This window comes from Thalassoglobus sp., assembly GCF_048270125.1.
In the GTDB taxonomy this organism is placed as follows: domain Bacteria; phylum Planctomycetota; class Planctomycetia; order Planctomycetales; family Planctomycetaceae; genus Thalassoglobus.
Map to the genome: position 1 here is coordinate 85,396 of NZ_JBLWTN010000003.1, position 18,288 is coordinate 103,683.

The following is an 18,288-nucleotide window of genomic DNA, read 5'->3' on the forward strand; positions in this document are numbered from 1 at the left end:
CAGGCTCATACGAAATAGAGAGAGCGATGAACACCCTGAATTCGCTGAGCACTGCCGGACGGCAGTTGTTGTCGCGCCGTGGTTTTTTAAGCCAGACGGGAACGTCGCTGGGATCGATTGCGCTGGCGAGTTTGCTGCGACAGGATCGCTTGTTGGCAGGTCCGGCACCGCGAATTGATCCAGCGAGCCCACACGCACCGCGTCAGCCGCATTTCAATGCGAAGGCCAAAAATGTTGTCGTCATTTTTTGTGCAGGAGGTTGCAGCCAACTCGAAACATTTGATTACAAGCCAGAACTCACCAAGCGAGACGGCACGCCTCTCGAAGGGGGGCCAGCTGTCACTTTTCAGGGACCAGCAGGCAATCTGGCGCGTCCGCAGTACGATTTCAAACCATACGGTGAGACCGGAAAAATGGTCTCCGATATGGTTCCGCACATGGGTGAGTTAGTCGACGATATTTCCTTCATTCATACATTGACCAGCAAATCAAATACTCACGGTCCCGCTGAGAATTTTCTCTCGACGGGATTTGTTCTCGACGGATTTCCAAGTATCGGCGCCTGGGTGACCTACGGGCTCGGCTCGGAAAGTCAGGATTTGCCAGCATTTGTTGCGATTCCTGATCCACGAGGAGTCCCGCAAGCGAGTGTCAATAACTGGGGACCGGGGTTTCTGCCAGCGGTCTTTCAGGGAACTCCATTTAGCGCTTCGAATCCAATTCAGAATTTGAAAGCCCCCAAATCATTTGCCGGAGCTAAAGATCTCGCTGCTCGTGATCTGTTGAAGTTTCTCAATGAAGACCATCTCGAACGACACCCCGGCGATGGTAATCTCGCTGCCCGAATTGCCAGCTACGAACTGGCAGCCCGGATGCAATTGTCCGTACCGAAGATCAGCGACCTGACTTCCGAAACACCAGAAACCCTCAAGGCCTACGGGGCGGACTCTCCGAATGAAATCAAAGCAGGTTATGCGAAGAATTGCATTCTTGCGAGACGCCTGCTTGAGAACGGCGTTCGCTTTGTTCAGCTCTTTAATGGTGCGTATGCAAGTGCCGGGCGATTGAATTGGGATGGTCATTCAAAGCTGAAAGAACAGTACGATGTTCATGGTGAGATTATGGACCAACCATCTGCGGCGCTGTTCAAAGATCTCAAACAACGAGGTTTGCTCGAGGACACACTTGTTGTCTGGTGCACCGAATTTGGCAGGATGCCGATGTTCCAGAAGGGGGCTCAGGGACGCGATCACAATCCGCTAGGATTCACAGCCTGGCTTGGCGGAGCGGGAATCAAACCGGGGGTCAGCTACGGAGAGACCGACGAACTCGGATTCAAGGCCGTCGAAAATGTTTCGTCCGTCCATGATTTGAACGCAACGATTCTGCATCTTCTGGGGATGGATCATGAGCAACTGACGTTTCAACATAACGGATTGGACCGCCGGTTGACCGATGTTCATGGTCACGTCATTGATGAAATTCTCACCTGACGAAATTCTCACCTGATCAAGTCATTCGTCGTTTGCAGGATGCAGCACTTGCTCAGCGATGAGCTGAACCTGTTGCATTGTCGTTCCTTCCCGCTGTTCACGAGACAATGGGTGATCTGCCGACTCAAGGACAATGAGCGGTTTCAGACCGACAGAGCGAGAATGGATGAAGGCTTTGAGGTTCTGAGTTTCGGGATAAGTCGGTAGCGTGTTGGCAATCGCACCGGCAAAGGGTGGTTCGTTTTGTCGGTTTTCATCTTCCCATGAGTCGAGAATGCGCGCGAAATCTTGTTTCGGTAAAGAGACCCAAAGGTTCCAGGAGAAGACTTCGTCGGAACCTTGGATTGGAATCTCCAAATTGCCGCAAACAAAAAACTTCTCTTGGTCAATCACACAAAGATCGGGGGAGAGGGCAACCCGTTCCTCGATCTCTTCTGTTGGAATTCGGAAGTATTCAGCCGGAGCTTGTGGCCCCATCGCAAGTGGAAGTTCCGGGTGAAATTCGTTGCACACATTGCATTGAAAGCCTTGTGAGTCTGACAATCGTCCTCTCCTGTTGAGTCGATGTTGTTCGCAATCACGTTGCCGTTGCGAACAGTGGTATTCAATGCGTGCCGCGCCCGTGAAGTTCACTTTCATGACTTCATCGATTGCTCGCCACGAGGTCGAACGTAAAGACTGATGCTGGAAATACTTTAGAGCTGGTCCTGAAACTTGAAATTGCTCTCTCAAACGTTGAGGAAAGCGACGATTCCAGAGGTTTTCGGACTGGTTCTAGAGCAGTTTGCTCTACCGTGTGCCCGTGAAGAACGCATTTCTCTAGGAAAAATGCTGTTCGCCACGAGGCAGAACCTGCAAACCAATTCGAAAGATGCTCTAGGCTTCGCGGACGTATTCCTGAAATCTCTTGCGGAGTTTCTTCGTGATTTCACCGGGTGTGCCGGTTCCGATTTTTCTTCCATCGAGATCGACGACCGGGATGACTTCCGCGGCGGAGCCTGTCAGAAAGCATTCGTCGGCGGTGTAGATATCATGGCGAACCATCGCTTCTTCGCGGACATCAATTCCCGCTTCAGTGGCGAGTTCGATGACAACTTTGCGAGTGATTCCTTCGAGAATCCCAGCGTCTCGTGGAGGAGTCTTCAGCACTCCATTTTTCACGATGAAGATGTTGTCTCCCGTACACTCTGCGACTTCCCCTTTGTGGTTCATCATCAGAGCTTCAAGAGTCCCGGCGTCGGTTCCCTCAATTTTTGCGAGGATGTTGTTGAGATAGTTCAACGATTTTACACGCGGGCTGAGCGCACTCGGGTGATTGCGAATGGTGCTCGCTGTGATGATTTTCATGCCTGTTTCATACAGCTCTTCGGGATACAGGCTGATCGTATCGGCGATGATAATCACTTGAGGGTTGCTGGTACGACGGATATCAAGGCCCAGCGATCCAGCACCGCGGGTCACGACGAGGCGGACATACCCATCGACAATGTTGTTGGCAGCCACGGTCTTTTCGACGGCAGCTGTCATTTCCTCAGGGGAGATTGGGATCTCCAATCGGATCGCGAGAGCACCTTCGTAGAGTCGGTCGATATGGTCCTGATTTCGAAAGACTCTGGATGAGTAGATGCGAATTCCTTCGAAAATTCCGTCTCCGTACAGCAATCCATGATCGTAAACGCTTACAACTGCCTGGTCTCTGTCCACCAGTCGATCGTTCAGGAAAATTTTCTGTGAAGTCTTCTCAGACATGTGTCGTCTCAATTTGGGATTCGTTCCGCGAGCAAAGTTGCCACGGTCGAGATGCGAGGCTGGCAGTTTAAAATACGCGTATGTTTCTCGATGAGTCTGAATTTGGGGAACTGAATTTGTCTCTCAGGTTTCAATTCTTTCCGTTCTGAACTCTCTATCCATTGAGCCGGAACCGGCCGGGGGCAATGGACATCTTTTATTTTGGGTGCGGTTTTACACGCCGTGTTCCATAAAAGATAGCAAAAACTGGCAAGACAGAAAGAGAGCAAATAACGAGACACTCAGGCAGAGGGGCGAGTTCGGACACGATTTCCAGAGACAGTCAGCTCTGAGCGGGATAAATATGAGGCGGGGCTAGCCTTCGGTTTGAGAATCTGAGTCCCAGTGTGTGTTGGTGCGTGGAGGAACACAATCGTTGTGGATGAAGCGGACCACCAAGGGGAGGACTTCAACTGAATCGAAACGACTTTCACCAACTTGGGAGGATGTTGCCTTCGATGATAACCGCTTCTTCTCTTGCAAGGTTCGCTGAAGATGTGACGCAGACTTCGATTCAACTTGGCGAAAGAGTTTTCGAGATCACCGGCTGTATTCTGTATTGGTCACGTCCGCCCCTTGCTCTCTTGCCTGAGCCAAGCAACAATTCCATCACTGCATGGAACTCCTCTCGTTGTGACTTTTTAGAACTGATCCTGAAACTTGAAATTGCACTCTCAAACATTGAGGAAAGCGGCTATTCCAGAAGTTTTCGGACTGGTTCTAATGAGAGACCGTGCGAGTTGGACTCGATAATACGGAATTTTACTGAATACCGGTTGGATAAAAGATGAGTGATCATTTCGAAAAAGTGGGACTGGTTTCCGAAATACCGGATGTGGGGCGACTTTCGGTCATTCTGGGAGATGAAGTTTCTGCCCTCGTTTTGCGGGCAGGTGACGATTTCTACTGCGTGGAAGATATTTGCACTCATGATGGTCAGCCGATGACTGAAGGGGAGTTCGATGGCTGTGAGCTGACGTGCCCGCGTCATGGTGCGAAATTCGACGTCAAAACCGGCGCGCCGACCCGAATGCCTGCAACTGAGCCGATCAGAACCTTCCCTGTTGAGATTCGTAATGGGGAGATTTACGTCGAATATGACGATTAACGAGTTGCATACCAATTTGATTGATGGGGATGTCTCATTGAATGCATTGAAATTCACAAGAATTGAGTGACTCAGGCAGGAATTGGTCGCTATGATTCATGTGGAAGAGTTTGCTTATTCATCACAGATCTCGGGCCAGGTCGATTCTGTCTCCAATGAGATGATGAGATTCGAATTCGATGTGACAGACGCTCACACGTTGTTGAGGCGAAGCCGTGCCAATGATTCTTGTATCGCTTGATGATGGGTCACCAATCATCATCAACAAAGCTGTGGTATTTTTTGGTCGTAGCCACGAATGCGACATCGTTCTGGCTCAGAGCCGAAAAGTCTCTCGGAAGCACTGCTGCCTGGCTCAAATCAACGAAAGCTACCTTGTGAGAGATCTGGGGAGCATGAACGGTGTGCGGGTCAACGAGCAAAAAGCGGACCCAGAACTGCCATTAGAAGTTGGGGATGAGCTTTGGGTTGGGGATGTCGGCTTTCGATTTCAGCCACACACGTCTGATCATGGAATGCCAGTTCAGCGCACCGAAAAAGTCATCCCGGAAACGTCAGAGCAGATGGCACCGAAGAAGGTTGCACCGGATAAATTTCTAAATGCCCCTCCGCCCAGTCTGGAACATCCTGTGGCCATTCCTGAGGAAAGCAAAGAATTCATCATTGAAGAATCGATTCAGCAGCAGATTATCGATTCAGACGAAAATTGACCGATTGGCTGTCGAGCAAGAGATCCGTACCGGATTTCACGTTTTGCCTCGTGGCGAGCAGCCTTTGAGGTCTTGGAAGCAATTTTGATAGCCCGGTGAGTATTGAGTTTTGAAGCATTAAAAATGCTCTACTCTATAAACCCAACTTCTTCGAGTTTATCTGTCGTGTTGCCCCACATTCCCGATTGGCTATTTCCAAGCGCACGAACGGAGACGATGCAAATTCCGATGATCAATGCCAGCATCACGGCATATTCAACTGAAGTTGTGCCGCTTTCATCCTCCAAAAAGGACTTCAGCTTAGCCAGGGGGTGAGTTTTCACGGAATCAATCCAAGTTGATGTTTGATCTTGTATTATGTTTCTACATTTAACGCCGGCAGCAGTTTGACGCAGAACTCAGAAACATCGTTGGGTTCGGCTATAACAAAATGACTTTCGAAATCGGCTCAATCGCACACCAACGAGAGTGCCAAATTGCTAACAGTGTATGACGCACCCGGCTCGGTTGAGTTTTCTGATCAGTCTTTCTCTGTTTGTCTGCTGGGGCTGTCGTTACGTAACAACAACAGGGCGACTTCACAGTTTTCAACGTGAATCACAAAGCTCGGCAGAGCCTACTTGAAGGTATGTCCAGAAAATTGAGAGTCAAATCGAATCCTTTGGATTTGACGAAAATTCATGCCCGATCTGATAAACCGAGGACGTTACGCTGCCAGAAAGACAGGGATTCGAAGAATGCGACCCTCTCCTTGCAATCGGCGACGAGTGTACTATCTTCTTATTAGGGAATAGCTTACGTTCGTTTGGTGAACTTCGATTTATTTGCTGGCGCAGCATTTGCAATTCCTGAAACACGACCCGCTGGTCGATATTTCCCCCCGACAACCATTCACACCGTTGGAACCAGTACAATGCCTATATTCAGATGGGGAAGTGCTCTGGAAGCATTCCGCGATCTTGAACGTGAAGTGGATCGCTGGGTGAGGGGCATTGATATTGTTTTCGAGAATCCACGGTTCGGTCGACCGTTTCCCTCGATCAATCTCTACGAGATCGGTGAGGAATACCTGATTACAGCTGAGCTTCCCGGTACCGAGGCCAAAGACCTGGATTTGAGTGTTGCCAATGGACTGGTCACGATGAAGGGGACGCGGGATACGTTAGGGGAAATCTCAGAAGATCGTTTCCGTCGTAGCGAGCGTCTCTCTGGGACATGGGAGCGAACCATTACCGTTCCAGAGCGAATCGATGATGACAACATTCGCGCGGAACTTACAGACGGACTTCTCAAGCTTTATCTCCCGAAAGCACCATCGGTAGAGAGAAAACAGATTCATGTCATTGGGGGCAAGTCGGAAGAAGAACAGTCTACCGAGTCCCGGTCCATGGAAGTACAGAGTGAGAAGGAGGGAACGAACGATGAATGAACTCCCTACTCCTGAAGATCAGCAAGAAATCGCTGATCCTTTACAGAAGCGATGGGTCCGGACACCTCCGATCGACATCTTCGAAACGGAAGATGGCTTGGTGCTACGCGCAGACTTGCCAGGTGTCTCATCAGAGAATCTGGAACTGCAGGTTCAAGACAATCGATTAACCCTGTTTGGTCGTGTGGTCGAGGATCTCCCCGGGAATGCCGTCCTGATGCACCAGGAATACAACCATGGTGATTTTCTTCGCTCGTTCATTTTGAGTGACGATGTCGACCATGATCGTATTTCTGCCAAGCTGACGAATGGTGTCCTCGAAGTGACGTTACCAAAAGTTCCACGTGCTGAGCCGAGAAAAATCTCAATTCAAACGGACTGATTCTGTCACTTCGACGATGGCATCGATGGCAATGTCACACAGTCTCTCTACCAGTTCGCGCGGCATCGCCGGTGCGGGCATCAGGACCACAACATCTCCGAGTGGACGAAGAATTGCGCCCCGTTTCCGGGCAGCTAATGTCACCAGGTGACCGGTCCTTTGTGCGGTGGGGTACGCTTCGACAGGATCGCGACGGGCGACCAGTTCAATTCCGACCATGATCCCCTTTTGTCGAACCTCTCCGACATTCGGATGGTCAGCCAGGGGCTTGAGTTTCTCTGCAATGAGAGCTGCATTCTGTTGAACATTCTCAAGGGTCGAATTCTGTTCGAACAGGTCAATAGAGGCGAGCGCGGCTGCACAACCGAGCGGATTGCCTGTGAACGTGTGACCATGGAAGAACGTTTTTCCGGCTGCCGGTTCAGCCAGAAACGCTTCGAAAATTTCGTCGCTCGCCAAGGTTGCAGCGACCGGAAGATAGCCACCGGTGAGACCTTTGGCGACACACATGATGTCCGGTTGAACCTCTTCTTGATCGCATGCAAACAGAGTTCCTGTTCGGCCAAATCCCACGGCAACTTCGTCAGCAATGAGCGGGATGCCATAGCGGGATGTGAGTTCGCGGAGGTGCTTCAGGTAGCCCTGCGGGTGAACAAGAATGCCGGCAGCTCCCTGAACGAGAGGTTCAACGATAAACGCAGCAAGTTGGTCTCCATGCTCGGTAATGATGCGTTCGGCTTCATCGAAACAGTGTTGAATTAAGTCGGTGGCTGAGGTTCCGTCTGGACGATGCAATACCGCCGGTGACGGGACTGTGACTGTTTCGAATAGCAGCTTTCCATAGATGGAATGAAATAGTTCCATGCTGCCGACGCTGACCGAGCCGATGGTGTCTCCGTGGTACGCACCTCGCACGGTCCCAAACAATCGCCGATCTTCCGGCCCCGATTTCTTCTGTTGATGGTACTGATACGCAATCTTCAGTGCTGCTTCGACTGCAGTTGCTCCGCTGTCGGTATAAAAAACTTTGGTGAGATTCTCTGGTGTCAGTTCAACGAGTTTCTTCGCCAGTTCGATACTCGGTGTGGAGGACAGCCCAAGTAGAGTTGAGTGACCGATCTTTCCGAGTTGCTCCTTGATGGCGGCGTCTATTTCGGGGACTTGATGACCATGAACATTGCACCAGAGCGAAGAGATTCCATCAAGGTATTCAGTTCCGTTGACATCGAAGAGTGAAAAGCCTTCCCCTCGTTCAATGATGGGAGCATCTTCTTCACGATAAGCTTGCATCGGCGTGAATGGATGCCAGACGTAGTCGTTGTCCCACTGTCGGAGTTGCTCCGGAGTCGTTGGTGTAGTCATTGTCTGTTCGATTTCTGAGTTTCGTACGTTTTCGCCGGACGCTTCAATTCGCGAACGACTAAAAACAGGGCCCCTGAGACGGGATATTGTTAGTTGATGTCGTTCTTCGTGAGGGCGAACCAGTCTGGATGAGGCTATTCATTCGAGAGATGAAAGGCTGTGTTCACATCTATTCACAGAGGTCACGCGTTTCCCGCACAAAGTAGTCAACATCGGCAGTTCTCACAATCAACCGAGTTGGAACTGAGTGACAACCGGGTTGGCGAGTCGCAACAACCTGTTGAGACGATGGCTGATGTCGACTTCTCGCGACATCTCTCAGGCATTAAGATTGATAGTTTTGCCAACAATGTTTTTCTTTCGATGGTTATGAAAATCTCTGTTGAGTCTGGCTCGCGATCACGGCGTCGCTGGCAGACGATGATTTCTTGCAAGTCGGCGGTCTATGGCGTCGTTCTCGGCCTGTTGATTTTGAACGGTTGTAAAAAGTCGAATCCTTCAGCTTATTTAATTCTTCCGGAGAGGGTTCGGGCACAGACTCTATTGCTCAGTGAGATCCAAGCTGCCGAGAAGATGGCGGACGTTATCAAGTGTCCGATCGTCGTTGAGAACTCGACTGGAAAGATTCAGACGCTGAAATTAGTGGGGACTGGTTGCTCTTGCTATGGAGTCACTTTTGAAGGACGTAAGTTGCTCAAGGGGGAGTCTCTGGAGATTGCAGTGAACGAGACCGTTTCGCTGAATATTGATGCAGGACCTCCGTTGACGGAATCACTTCAAGACTATCAGACCCGGTTTGAGTTTCAGTCGGAAACCGATGGGAAGGTCGAGCAAAACGTACGGTGTGAGTTGCAGGTTTATCGAGATTTGAAAGTCTTCCCGCTTGTCCTTGTTTGTGAGACCGATCTGGGAGTGACACAAGATTTGACCAGGGAACTGACCATTGAACGGATCTATCGCAGCGAAGATGGTGCCACTGCCGAGCCGACGATTCAACATCTTCCAGAAGGGGTCTCAGTGCTGAAAACGGTTCGGTTGGTCGGACCAATTGAACTTGAAACGGGGATCTGGAAAAGCGTTTGGACTTCTTTGCTTTCTGTTCAAGTGGCAGGAGATCTCTCCGCAACCGGGAAAAGGGAAACGTACGAGGTCGAATTTGATAATCTTGAAGACAGCACAGCCATTGAGCCTGCTCAAATGCAACTCGTTCGCCGAGCTCGTGCTCCGATTCTGTTTCCAAAACAGATTCAGTTTGGTCGCATCCCTCTGGGAGAAAAACGAAGACGAACAATCTTCCTGACGCACTCGGAAGAGGCAAAATTTCAGCTCAGGCTCGAGCAGTCTCAACTGCCTGAGAATGTCTCGGTGATGATTCCAGAGGGGGCAGCGTCTCGCTTTCGTGTTGAAGTCGAAATCGAAGGTCTGGAACGGGGGGATTGGGCCAAAACTCTCCAGTTTTCCACTAATCTGAAAAAGCAGCCCACCCTTGAGATCGAATTGAAAGCAATCTTCAAAAAGCCTGATGACGATTGATCTTGCCTCATTTTTCAATCTTTTCCTACTATCCAAATAGTCTGTCAGTCCGCTCCCAGAAAAAGGAAATTTGGACATGCCAGACTCTGCTCGAAAGATGTGCTCGACAGTGCACTCAGCTGAGTAGCGTACTAGTCAACAATGTGGGACACTGCTCAACACCGTTTAACTCATTCGAAAAGTCGAGTGTTCAGAAAATTAGAAACGCTCTTGTCAGCTCTAACAAAACCTGAGCAAGTGGTCAGGAATCGAGTGCATCACGCCGATTTCAGCAGTCTTGTCAGGGCTTCTTAGCGCGGCAAATTGGTCAACACCGGGATATGGATCCCCCCCTCCTCATAGTGAAAGTGAAAAGGTCCTGAAATGAATTCAGGTGATCAAGACTGGGCCGGTCTTCCCACAACGGATCGACTCGAACGACTGTTTGAGTCAGAGACTCGCGATCTTCCTGCTGGCTTACAAAGCGCCATCAATGCGTCTCGCGATTGGCTCCTTGAGCAACAATCTTCCGATGGATACTGGCTGGGAGAACTGGAAGGGGACACGATTCTGGAATCAGAGTATGTCCTGCTACTGATTTGGCTGGGACGAGCGAATTCTCCGATTGTCGAAAAGTGTGCGCGTTACATCTTTCAGCAGCAACTCTCCACTGGGGGCTGGGCGTTGTATCCCGGCGGGCCTCTGGAGATCAGTAGTTCCGTCAAGGCGTATTGGGTATTGAAGATTGCCGGATACGATCCGGAATCAGAGCCGATGCAGCGCGCGAAACTCGCCATTCTGGCTGCTGGTGGAGCTGAACGAGTTAATAGTTTCACTCGTTATTACATGGCTTTGCTGGGGATCATCTCTTATCGGCAATGTCCGGCTGTTCCACCCGAATTGACGCTCCTGCCGAACTGGAGTCCAATCAATCTCTACGAGATGTCCTCCTGGTCACGAACGATTGTCGTTCCACTCAGCTTGTTGTGGGCCTTTCAACCAAAAACTCAACTCTCAGTCGAACACCGCATCGATGAAATTTTCTGTCAGTCTCCAGAAAAGATGCCAGTGTCGATGCCCCCTTCTGATCAGCTTGATGATCTGAAATCAAAGACCTGGATTCCCTGGGCAGCTGTCTTTCGGGGAATTGATCGAGTCTGGAAAACAGTCGAGCGTTTCCATCTCAATCCGTTTCGCAAACGCGCGATTCAAACGGCTCATAATTGGATACTGGAACGATTTGAAAAGAGCGATGGCCTCGGCGCGATTTTTCCTCCGATTATCTGGAGCATCATTGGGCTGCGATGTTTAGGGTATGAAGAAGATTCGAAAGAGATTCAGGCAGCTCTGAAAGAACTGGAGAAGTTGACGATTGAAGAAAATGACACGATTCGACTGGAACCGTGTCGGTCTCCGGTGTGGGACACTTCCATCGCAGTGAACGCATTGCGTGAAGCAGAAGTCCCTGCCGATCATCCGAAGATTCAAAAAGCAGTTGACTGGTTACTCTCCAAAGAAGTCCGTGACCCGGGTGACTGGTCGATTTCTCATCCCGACGTTGAGCCCGCTGGCTGGTATTTTGAATTCAATAATGAATTCTATCCAGATATCGACGATACAATCATGGTGACGATGGCTCTCGCTCGTTGCCTGCCTGGACAAGGTAACGAACTCGACAAAAGCTGGTCATCAAAAATGATCAAGTCGCAACCAGGGGAAGATTTTTCATCGACTGAATTACAAATGATGGTCACCGGGAAAGGTGAGTCAGTACAGCAGTTCCTCTCGAAGATGGACCGTGCCGAACCGATGCTGGCTGCCATTCGCCGTGCGGTGAAATGGGTAGCTGCCATGCAGTGCCGCAACGGAGGCTGGGCAGCGTTTGACGCCGACAATGACCGGGAAATCTTAACGCGGGTTCCATTTGCAGATCATAACGCAATGATCGATCCTCCCACTGCCGACATCACTGCTCGTACGCTGGAAATGTATGCACGTCTGGGACTGAACACTTCCGAGGAAATGTTCATGAAAGCGATCGACTTTATTTGGGACGAACAGGAATCGGACCACTCCTGGTACGGTCGCTGGGGAGTCAATTATCTTTATGGAACCTGGCAGGTTCTGGTCGGACTGACAGAGTTTGGAATTCCCACGAGCGATCATCGCATTCAGGGGGGCGTTGAGTGGCTCAAACGTTTCCAGCAAGCAGATGGAGGCTGGGGCGAAACAGCAAGAACTTACGACGAACCCAACCTACGCGGGACAGGCCCGACAACGCCGTCCCAAACCGCTTGGGCTTTGATGGGACTCATGGCGGGTGGGGCAACGAAGTCTCCTGAAGTTTACAACGGCATTCAGTATTTGCTGCAAACACAAACCTCTGACGGAACTTGGGAGGAAGAGTGGTACACCGGGACCGGGTTCCCACGCGTCTTCTACTTACGTTATCATCTCTATCGACACTATTTCCCATTGATGGCCCTGGCGAGGTACTCCCATCTGATGAATTCGGAACCGGGAGAGAAGAAATAGTTCGAAGAAATTTGAACAGGAATTTCCAAATCATGTTCGCGTTTTGAAGAACGGATTTGAAATTCTCAAGCGGTACTTTAGCCAGAGAGAAGGCGGCCTGTTTCAATTGTTTTCGAAAAGGTTTCAACTCGGAGAACAATGTCGTATTCATCCTCACGAGAGAAAGCTGCGAGTGGCAGTTGACAATATCAGGACGATCTCGTGGTGACTCCACTTCGTCAACATGATCAGCATTCGTTTCTGGTTCTGCCAGAGAACAGATTCGCTGTTGCCGCGATTCAACGTCTGGCACCGGTGACGCGTCATCGGACTGTTCAATGTGTGACCTTGATCGGCCCTCCGGGGACTGGAAAATCAAGGCTGGCTCGCGAACTTATTCGCAGCTGGGAGGCCTCTCGCAGCGACGCAAAAATCATTTCTGTGACAGCTTCCGAATTTGCTGCTCAGTTGGCTCAGGCTTCCAGCGAAAGTGCGATTCATCAATTTCAGCGGCGTTATCGACATGAAGTTTCGCTCTTCATTTGTGAAGATGTTCAGTCACTGACCGGCCGAAATGAATCACAACAGCAATTGGTCGCTGCGATTGATGAGGTGATGTCTCAGGGAGGGGCAGTCCTGCTGACCTCAACCCTCATGCCCTCTGGCATTCGCGGGCTTTCGTCACGCTTGGCGAGTCGCATTCGAGGAGGCCTGTGTGCCGATATTTCACTCCCAGAAGTTGCCAGTCGTCGGAAGTTATTGAATCATTTCCTTACTACGGAATCACTTCGACTGACGGATCAGGACGTCCACGAAATTGCCAAGTCTTATCAGGCATCACCAAGAGAGTTGGCTGGGATTCTTCAGCAAATCAAGACTTTGCAGAAGACCAAGGCCGGACAGTTAATGAGTGCCCCTGAACTTATAGAGGCACTGCATATCTCAAGGAAATACTCGTTGCCAGAGATCGCTTCAGCGACTGCAAGGGTGTATGGAGTTCGGGTTGTCGATCTGAAAAGCCCACGCAGATCGAAGACGATTTCCCAGGCCCGACAAGTGGCAATGTACCTGACGCGAGAGCTGACAGATTTGAAGTATCAAACGGTCGGCGAGTACTTCGGACGGGGCAATCACAGCACTGTGATTCATGCTTGCAAAAAAATTGCAACTCAACGAAAAGGCGACCCGGTGCTTTCCCATCATATTGAATCGATCGAAAAACGCCTTCTGAACAAGATGTCCTGAAACAACTTCATTCGATGTTTCAGGTTGTTCGGCTCGCTGATTAGAGCATCTTTCGAATTGGTTTGCAGGATCTGCCTCGTGGCGAACAGCATTTTTACTAGAACCAGTCCGAAAACCTCTGGAATCGTCGCTTTTCTCAACGTTTGAGAGAGCAATTTCAAGTTTCAGGACCAGCTCTAGAGAAATGCGTTCTTCACGGGCACACGGTAGAGCAAACTGCTCTAGTCGATCACTGGAAAGTCGACTTCTGCGTTGTTGTCCGGGTCTCCGTTGTAGTTGACGGTGATCTCTTCGCCTTGCTCGATATCGCGAATCGCAGAGAAAATTTTCGTTTTGCGACCAACATCGTCGTACCGTGCATTCGGATTGTAACTGTGGTTGTAGATGGAACCGTAGCCGAGCGCGATGGCAGATTTTGTTGTCGTATAGACAAACGCATAGTCAGCCAATTCAGAATCGGCGATTTCGTCCCAGGTCACAATGAGGATCGGGACTTTCTCAATCACGGCCCCTTTGGAAATGAACTGTTTGGCGAAAACTCCACGTCCTTTTTTGGGGCTGTTGCGGACTTCAATAAAATCTGGGTGACTCAGAGGCATTCTTATATCGTTATTTTGGGAAGGTCTGAAATTTTGGGAATCTGTGGTGGGAGGGGTATCTTCTCGAATTCGTAAACTGTTTCAAGTATCACTCTGGTAGAACCACGATCTTCTCGCGAGAATATCCAAGTCAGATCCTGAATTTCGTGACCCGCACTGACTTCATATGCAACACAATTGCATTCACTTCTATGTTTGAACCGTTGAAAGATTTGAAAGTCGTCATCGCGGCGCGTAAAGCTCGAATCGCTGCCATTCGGGAGAAAGCAAAAACGCTCAACGATAACGGTGTCCCCGGAATTCAGATTGCATCTGTCATTAGCGATGGGTTCGATGAATTTCTTTGTACACTCGCAGACGAAACCTCCGCTCAATTTTCTAAAGAATGCTGTGAGAAAATCCCTGAGCAGGGAGCCATTGTGGCCATCGGAGGAACCGGTCGCGGTGAGATGGCTCCCTATTCCGATGTCGATTTACTTTTCCTGAGTGACCGGTCAGCGACACCAGAGTTTTCCGAATTTGTTCAAGCTTTCGTACAAAACTGCTGGGACTCCAAAATTCAGCTCGGGCATGCCACGCGAGATGTGGCGACTTGCGTGACCCTCGCAAGACAAGACCCCCAAATCGCCACGCCACTTGTTGAAGCACGTTTGTTGTGGGGGAGTGAGTCTCTTTACAACCGCCTGATCGCGCAATTCAAACAGCGTGTCTTATTTTCCCGTCGCCGAAAGTTCATCGAAGATTGTCTCGAAGCACGCGAAGTCGGTTGGTCAGAGTATGGTCCTCCGGCACAAGAACTCGAGCCTGATATTAAATCTTCATCGGGCGGCCTGCGAGATTTGCATCTCATCCGCTGGATCGGATATGCCCGCTACGGCGTGAAAGATATCGACTCTTTGAGGCTGAAAGATGCGCTGACAAAGGAAGATGCTCGAAAACTTAAACTGGCTTGGGAATTCCTGACGAAGTTGCGCATCGATCTGCATTTGAGTAGTCGAGGAGCACATGACCGGTTGACCAAAGATGAGCAACTTCGAATCGCCAGAGATCGCGGGTTTCCGGGCAATGAACGTCAACGTCCTGTAGAAGAGTTCATGCAGGAGTATTTCCACCATAGTTCAGAACTGGCCAACATCACCCGGAGATTCGTGGCCATGGAGCGTCCACGTTCGATTGCCGAACGAACTCGGGATGTTGTCGTTGGTCATCGTGCTGAAGGGATGTTCTATGTGGGGACAGATCGGATTGAAGTTGCAGACCGATATCTGAAAAGAGTCTGCAAGAATGTCGAATCGATGCTCAAGCTCTACAGAGCGGCAGCACTCTATGGAGTGCTCCCATCTCCTAAAGTCGCTGAAGCAATTAAAAGAAATCTTCCCGAAACTCCTCCAGAAATATCAGCGAACGCCTCGAAAGCATTCCTGGAAATTTTCCGATGTACTTCGGCACTCGGTCCAATTTTACGAAGCATGTTTGAAACTCGATTGCTGGACCTTGTCATCCCGCAGACAACGCATATCCGCAATCTCCTGCAGTTCAATCAGTATCATCATTTCACTGTCGATGAGCATACGCTGCGATCGGTTGAAGCGGTCACAAGTTTTGAAAATGACGAAGGACCAGTCGGGGCAGCCTACCACGAGATACGCCATAAAGAGGTCCTGCATTTAGCCGTTTTCCTTCACGATATCGGGAAGGGAATGGGGGGCGATCACAGTGAAATCGGAGCCGAGATCGCCGTCGAAGTTGGACACCGTTTGTTGCTTCCGAAGCATCAAATCGAGCAAATTCAACTGTTAGTCAAGCTGCATCTGGAAATGGCAGACATTGCGTTTCGTCGCGATATTACGGATCTGGATCAAGTCGTCAGCTTCGCTCAAAAAATCGGATCGCCAGATGTTCTACGTATGCTCTACGTGCTGACTGTTGCAGATGTCACAGCCGTCGGGCCGGGAACCTGGACGAATTGGAAAGCGAATTTGCTCACTGAGTTTTTTGATCGCTGTCTCGTCAAGTTAAGTGGGAAGCGATACGGATTCCACGAGCAACAGCGAATTCAGGAGACGAAACAGAGCGTTGCGGAGATTCTTGAAAAACGAGATGAAGATTTCTGTTCAATTAACTGGATCAGCCGACAGCTCACTGGCTTTTCAGCCTACTATTTGACATGCACTCCACCGAAGCAAATTGCGGATGACCTTGAAGTCATTCAGCGACTCGGAAAGGAGAACGTTGAGGTCATTGCAAGCTGGAACTCTGAAATCAGTTCGATGGAATATCGGGTGATTACCGGCAACCCAAACTATCAGTCGGGTTGCTTTCACAAAATGACCGGAGTGATGACGGCTAAGCGGCTGAGTATCCTGTCTGCGGACATCAATACAACGGCGGATGGATTTGTCATTGATAGTTTTCGTGTTGTGGACCCGGATTATACTGGCGAACCTCCGTTGTCTCGAATTCAAGACGTTGCCAATACGCTTCGCTCTGTTCTCAGCGGAGACATTTCTGTTGAACAGCTGTTTGTCAAAAACAGCCGTTTTGGAGCTGCTGCCCCGGAAGCACCAATCTCAGAACTTCCACAGCGGGTGCAAATCGACAACGACTCTTCCGATACGCGAACAATTTTTGACGTCTTTGCGACAGATCGGCCGGGCCTTTTGTACACGCTTACAAAAGCACTTCATGATCTGAACGTCTCGATTGATATGGCGAAAATCTCTACACACTTCGATCAGGTGATCGATGTCTTTTATGTTCAGGAACTTGATGGAACGCGAGTTCGTGGCGGGGAACGACTCGAGCAAATTCGCTTAGGTTTGCAAGAGGCTCTCGATGATTTCGATAAGGGAGGTCACCGGCGATTTACTCCCAGTTCGGGTTTCGCATCGCGGTGACCACTCCGGGGAATTTGGGGGGCAAGTATCGCAGATCTGTTCGAACGAGTGAAGCAGTCTTGAACAGTCAAACCAGTAAAGTTGACGCCAGTGAAGAGTGAACATTGAAACGTATCGGTCTGTTATTTGAATACGCAACTTTGAATGGAGGGGAACAGTCGATTCTCGCCGCCATCAAAGAGCTCCATCGCGTCAAATGCGAATTCGTTGCTCTTGCTCCGAGTGAGGGACCACTCATTGAGGAACTTGCTTCACAAAACGTCCTGATTGAAAACCTGCAGCTTCGATCAAAATCCGGAGAACGTATTTCACAGCATGATCTCATCCGACAGCTCCGAAAAGTAATCGATACGCATCAGCTTGATCTGCTCCATGCGAATAGTTTGACGATGGGGAGAATTCTCGGCGGAGTGACCAACGAGTTGCCGATCCCGACATCGACTCACATCCGTGATATCATGTCGCTGAGTCGATCTGCAATTCGTGATTTAAATCAGCATGCTCGGCTGATCGCTGTCTCTAATGCGACCCGCGACTATCATATCGGTCAAGGTCTCCGTCCCGATCGAGTCGAGACATGCTATAACGGAATTGATCTGGAACTCTTTTCGCCAAGCCCTGCGACAGGTGCTCTTAAGCAAGAGTTGGGACTTCCGGAGAACGTGAGGCTCGTTGCCACGATTGGGCAAATATGTTTGCGAAAAGCGCAGGGGGATGTCGCCGATGCCGCCGCGATGCTTAATAAGAGATTTCCCGATCTGCATTTTTTGTTGGTAGGGGAACGGCATTCTCTAAAACGCGAGAGCCAACAGTTTGACGAACAGATCACGCAGACTTTCGAAGATGCCGGGATGGGGAAACGATTACATCGACTCGGATTTCGCAGCGACATTCGCTCGATCTTGAATGAAATTGACCTGGTCGTTCACGCGGCTCGGCAAGAACCTCTCGGACGAATTTTGTTGGAAGCGGCAGCTTGTGAAGTTCCAATTGTTGCCACAAAGGTCGGAGGGACGTGTGAAATTCTCACGCATGAAGAATCCGCTCTACTGGTTGATGCGGAAGACCCAGCTGCGATCGCGGAGCAAGTGGAACGGTTGCTAACCTCTTCAATTTTGCAGCAACGACTTGCAGGACAAGCCCGGCGAAAAATCATTGAACGGTTTGATATTTCCAGCAATGCCGACAAACTTTCGCAGACTTGGGCGAACATCTCTTGATGTCGAGTCGTTAAAGTACAAACAAAGAG

15 protein-coding genes are annotated in these 18,288 nt (G+C 50.0%); 10 read left to right on the plus strand and 5 right to left on the minus strand.

Translation table 11 applies throughout. The features are described from left to right. Window positions 1-26 precede the first annotated feature (26 nt). On the plus strand, window positions 27-1,493 hold the full coding sequence (locus tag ACN0YR_RS04835; RefSeq protein ID WP_417848066.1) for a DUF1501 domain-containing protein: 1,467 nt from the start codon (window positions 27-29) through the stop codon (window positions 1,491-1,493). Window positions 1,494-1,514: 21 nt separating this feature from the next. Here the strand turns inward: ACN0YR_RS04835 and ACN0YR_RS04840 are convergent, their stop codons facing one another. Next, a complete protein-coding gene (locus tag ACN0YR_RS04840) occupies window positions 1,515-2,036 on the minus strand; it encodes a DUF2199 domain-containing protein (protein WP_417848067.1) in 522 nt (173 codons plus the stop codon). 333 nt (window positions 2,037-2,369) lie between these two features. After that, window positions 2,370-3,242 (minus strand): branched-chain-amino-acid transaminase, encoded by an 873-nt coding sequence (gene ilvE / locus ACN0YR_RS04845; protein ID WP_417848068.1) that lies wholly within the window; start codon window positions 3,240-3,242, stop codon window positions 2,370-2,372. A gap of 826 nt (window positions 3,243-4,068) precedes the next feature. Between ilvE and ACN0YR_RS04850 the strand changes: the two genes are divergently transcribed. Continuing rightward, window positions 4,069-4,389, plus strand: coding sequence for a non-heme iron oxygenase ferredoxin subunit (locus ACN0YR_RS04850; protein WP_417848069.1), 321 nt, complete (start codon window positions 4,069-4,071; stop codon window positions 4,387-4,389). A 221-nt stretch (window positions 4,390-4,610) separates the two neighbouring features. Continuing rightward, window positions 4,611-5,099, plus strand: a complete 489-nt coding sequence (locus ACN0YR_RS04855; protein WP_417848326.1) for an FHA domain-containing protein — start codon at window positions 4,611-4,613, stop codon at window positions 5,097-5,099. A 128-nt stretch (window positions 5,100-5,227) separates the two neighbouring features. Here the strand turns inward: ACN0YR_RS04855 and ACN0YR_RS04860 are convergent, their stop codons facing one another. After that, window positions 5,228-5,422: a Flp family type IVb pilin gene (locus tag ACN0YR_RS04860; RefSeq protein WP_417848070.1), complete on the minus strand. Its 195-nt coding sequence runs from the start codon at window positions 5,420-5,422 to the stop codon at window positions 5,228-5,230. A gap of 590 nt (window positions 5,423-6,012) precedes the next feature. On the opposite strand from ACN0YR_RS04860, the gene ACN0YR_RS04865 reads away from it, so the two are divergent. Continuing rightward, window positions 6,013-6,528 carry an Hsp20/alpha crystallin family protein gene (locus ACN0YR_RS04865; protein WP_417848071.1) on the plus strand — a complete coding sequence of 172 codons (516 nt, stop codon included), beginning with the start codon at window positions 6,013-6,015 and terminating at the stop codon, window positions 6,526-6,528. After that, entirely contained in the window at window positions 6,521-6,910 is a 390-nt protein-coding gene (locus ACN0YR_RS04870) for an Hsp20/alpha crystallin family protein (RefSeq protein ID WP_417848072.1), read from the plus strand. The genes ACN0YR_RS04865 and ACN0YR_RS04870 overlap by 8 nt, the downstream gene beginning before the upstream one ends. Here ACN0YR_RS04870 and bioA read toward each other — a convergent pair. Next, on the minus strand, window positions 6,893-8,272 hold the full coding sequence (gene bioA / locus ACN0YR_RS04875; RefSeq protein WP_417848073.1) for an adenosylmethionine--8-amino-7-oxononanoate transaminase: 1,380 nt from the start codon (window positions 8,270-8,272) through the stop codon (window positions 6,893-6,895). The two genes, ACN0YR_RS04870 and bioA, sit on opposite strands and share 18 nt — an antisense overlap. Before the next feature lie 159 nt (window positions 8,273-8,431). Here bioA and ACN0YR_RS04880 point away from each other — a divergent pair, with 159 nt between their 5' ends. From ACN0YR_RS04880 to ACN0YR_RS04890, 3 genes are all read left to right on the plus strand, one after another. Then, the gene (locus ACN0YR_RS04880; protein ID WP_417848074.1) at window positions 8,432-9,805 is read left to right on the plus strand and encodes a hypothetical protein; all 1,374 of its coding nucleotides are present in this window, start codon (window positions 8,432-8,434) and stop codon (window positions 9,803-9,805) included. Window positions 9,806-10,168: 363 nt separating this feature from the next. Further along, the gene (locus ACN0YR_RS04885) at window positions 10,169-12,319 is read left to right on the plus strand and encodes a prenyltransferase/squalene oxidase repeat-containing protein (RefSeq protein WP_417848075.1); all 2,151 of its coding nucleotides are present in this window, start codon (window positions 10,169-10,171) and stop codon (window positions 12,317-12,319) included. Window positions 12,320-12,520: 201 nt separating this feature from the next. Then, on the plus strand, window positions 12,521-13,543 hold the full coding sequence (locus tag ACN0YR_RS04890) for a helix-turn-helix domain-containing protein (protein WP_417848076.1): 1,023 nt from the start codon (window positions 12,521-12,523) through the stop codon (window positions 13,541-13,543). Between the two features lie 221 nt (window positions 13,544-13,764). On the opposite strand, the gene ACN0YR_RS04895 is transcribed toward ACN0YR_RS04890, so the two are convergent. Then, window positions 13,765-14,142: an SET domain-containing protein gene (locus ACN0YR_RS04895; protein ID WP_417848077.1), complete on the minus strand. Its 378-nt coding sequence runs from the start codon at window positions 14,140-14,142 to the stop codon at window positions 13,765-13,767. A gap of 191 nt (window positions 14,143-14,333) precedes the next feature. Here ACN0YR_RS04895 and glnD point away from each other — a divergent pair, with 191 nt between their 5' ends. Both glnD and ACN0YR_RS04905 read left to right on the plus strand, forming a co-directional pair. Continuing rightward, window positions 14,334-17,039: a [protein-PII] uridylyltransferase gene (glnD, locus tag ACN0YR_RS04900; protein ID WP_417848078.1), complete on the plus strand. Its 2,706-nt coding sequence runs from the start codon at window positions 14,334-14,336 to the stop codon at window positions 17,037-17,039. A gap of 104 nt (window positions 17,040-17,143) precedes the next feature. Then, the gene (locus ACN0YR_RS04905) at window positions 17,144-18,259 is read left to right on the plus strand and encodes a glycosyltransferase family 4 protein (protein WP_417848079.1); all 1,116 of its coding nucleotides are present in this window, start codon (window positions 17,144-17,146) and stop codon (window positions 18,257-18,259) included. Window positions 18,260-18,288 lie beyond the last annotated feature (29 nt).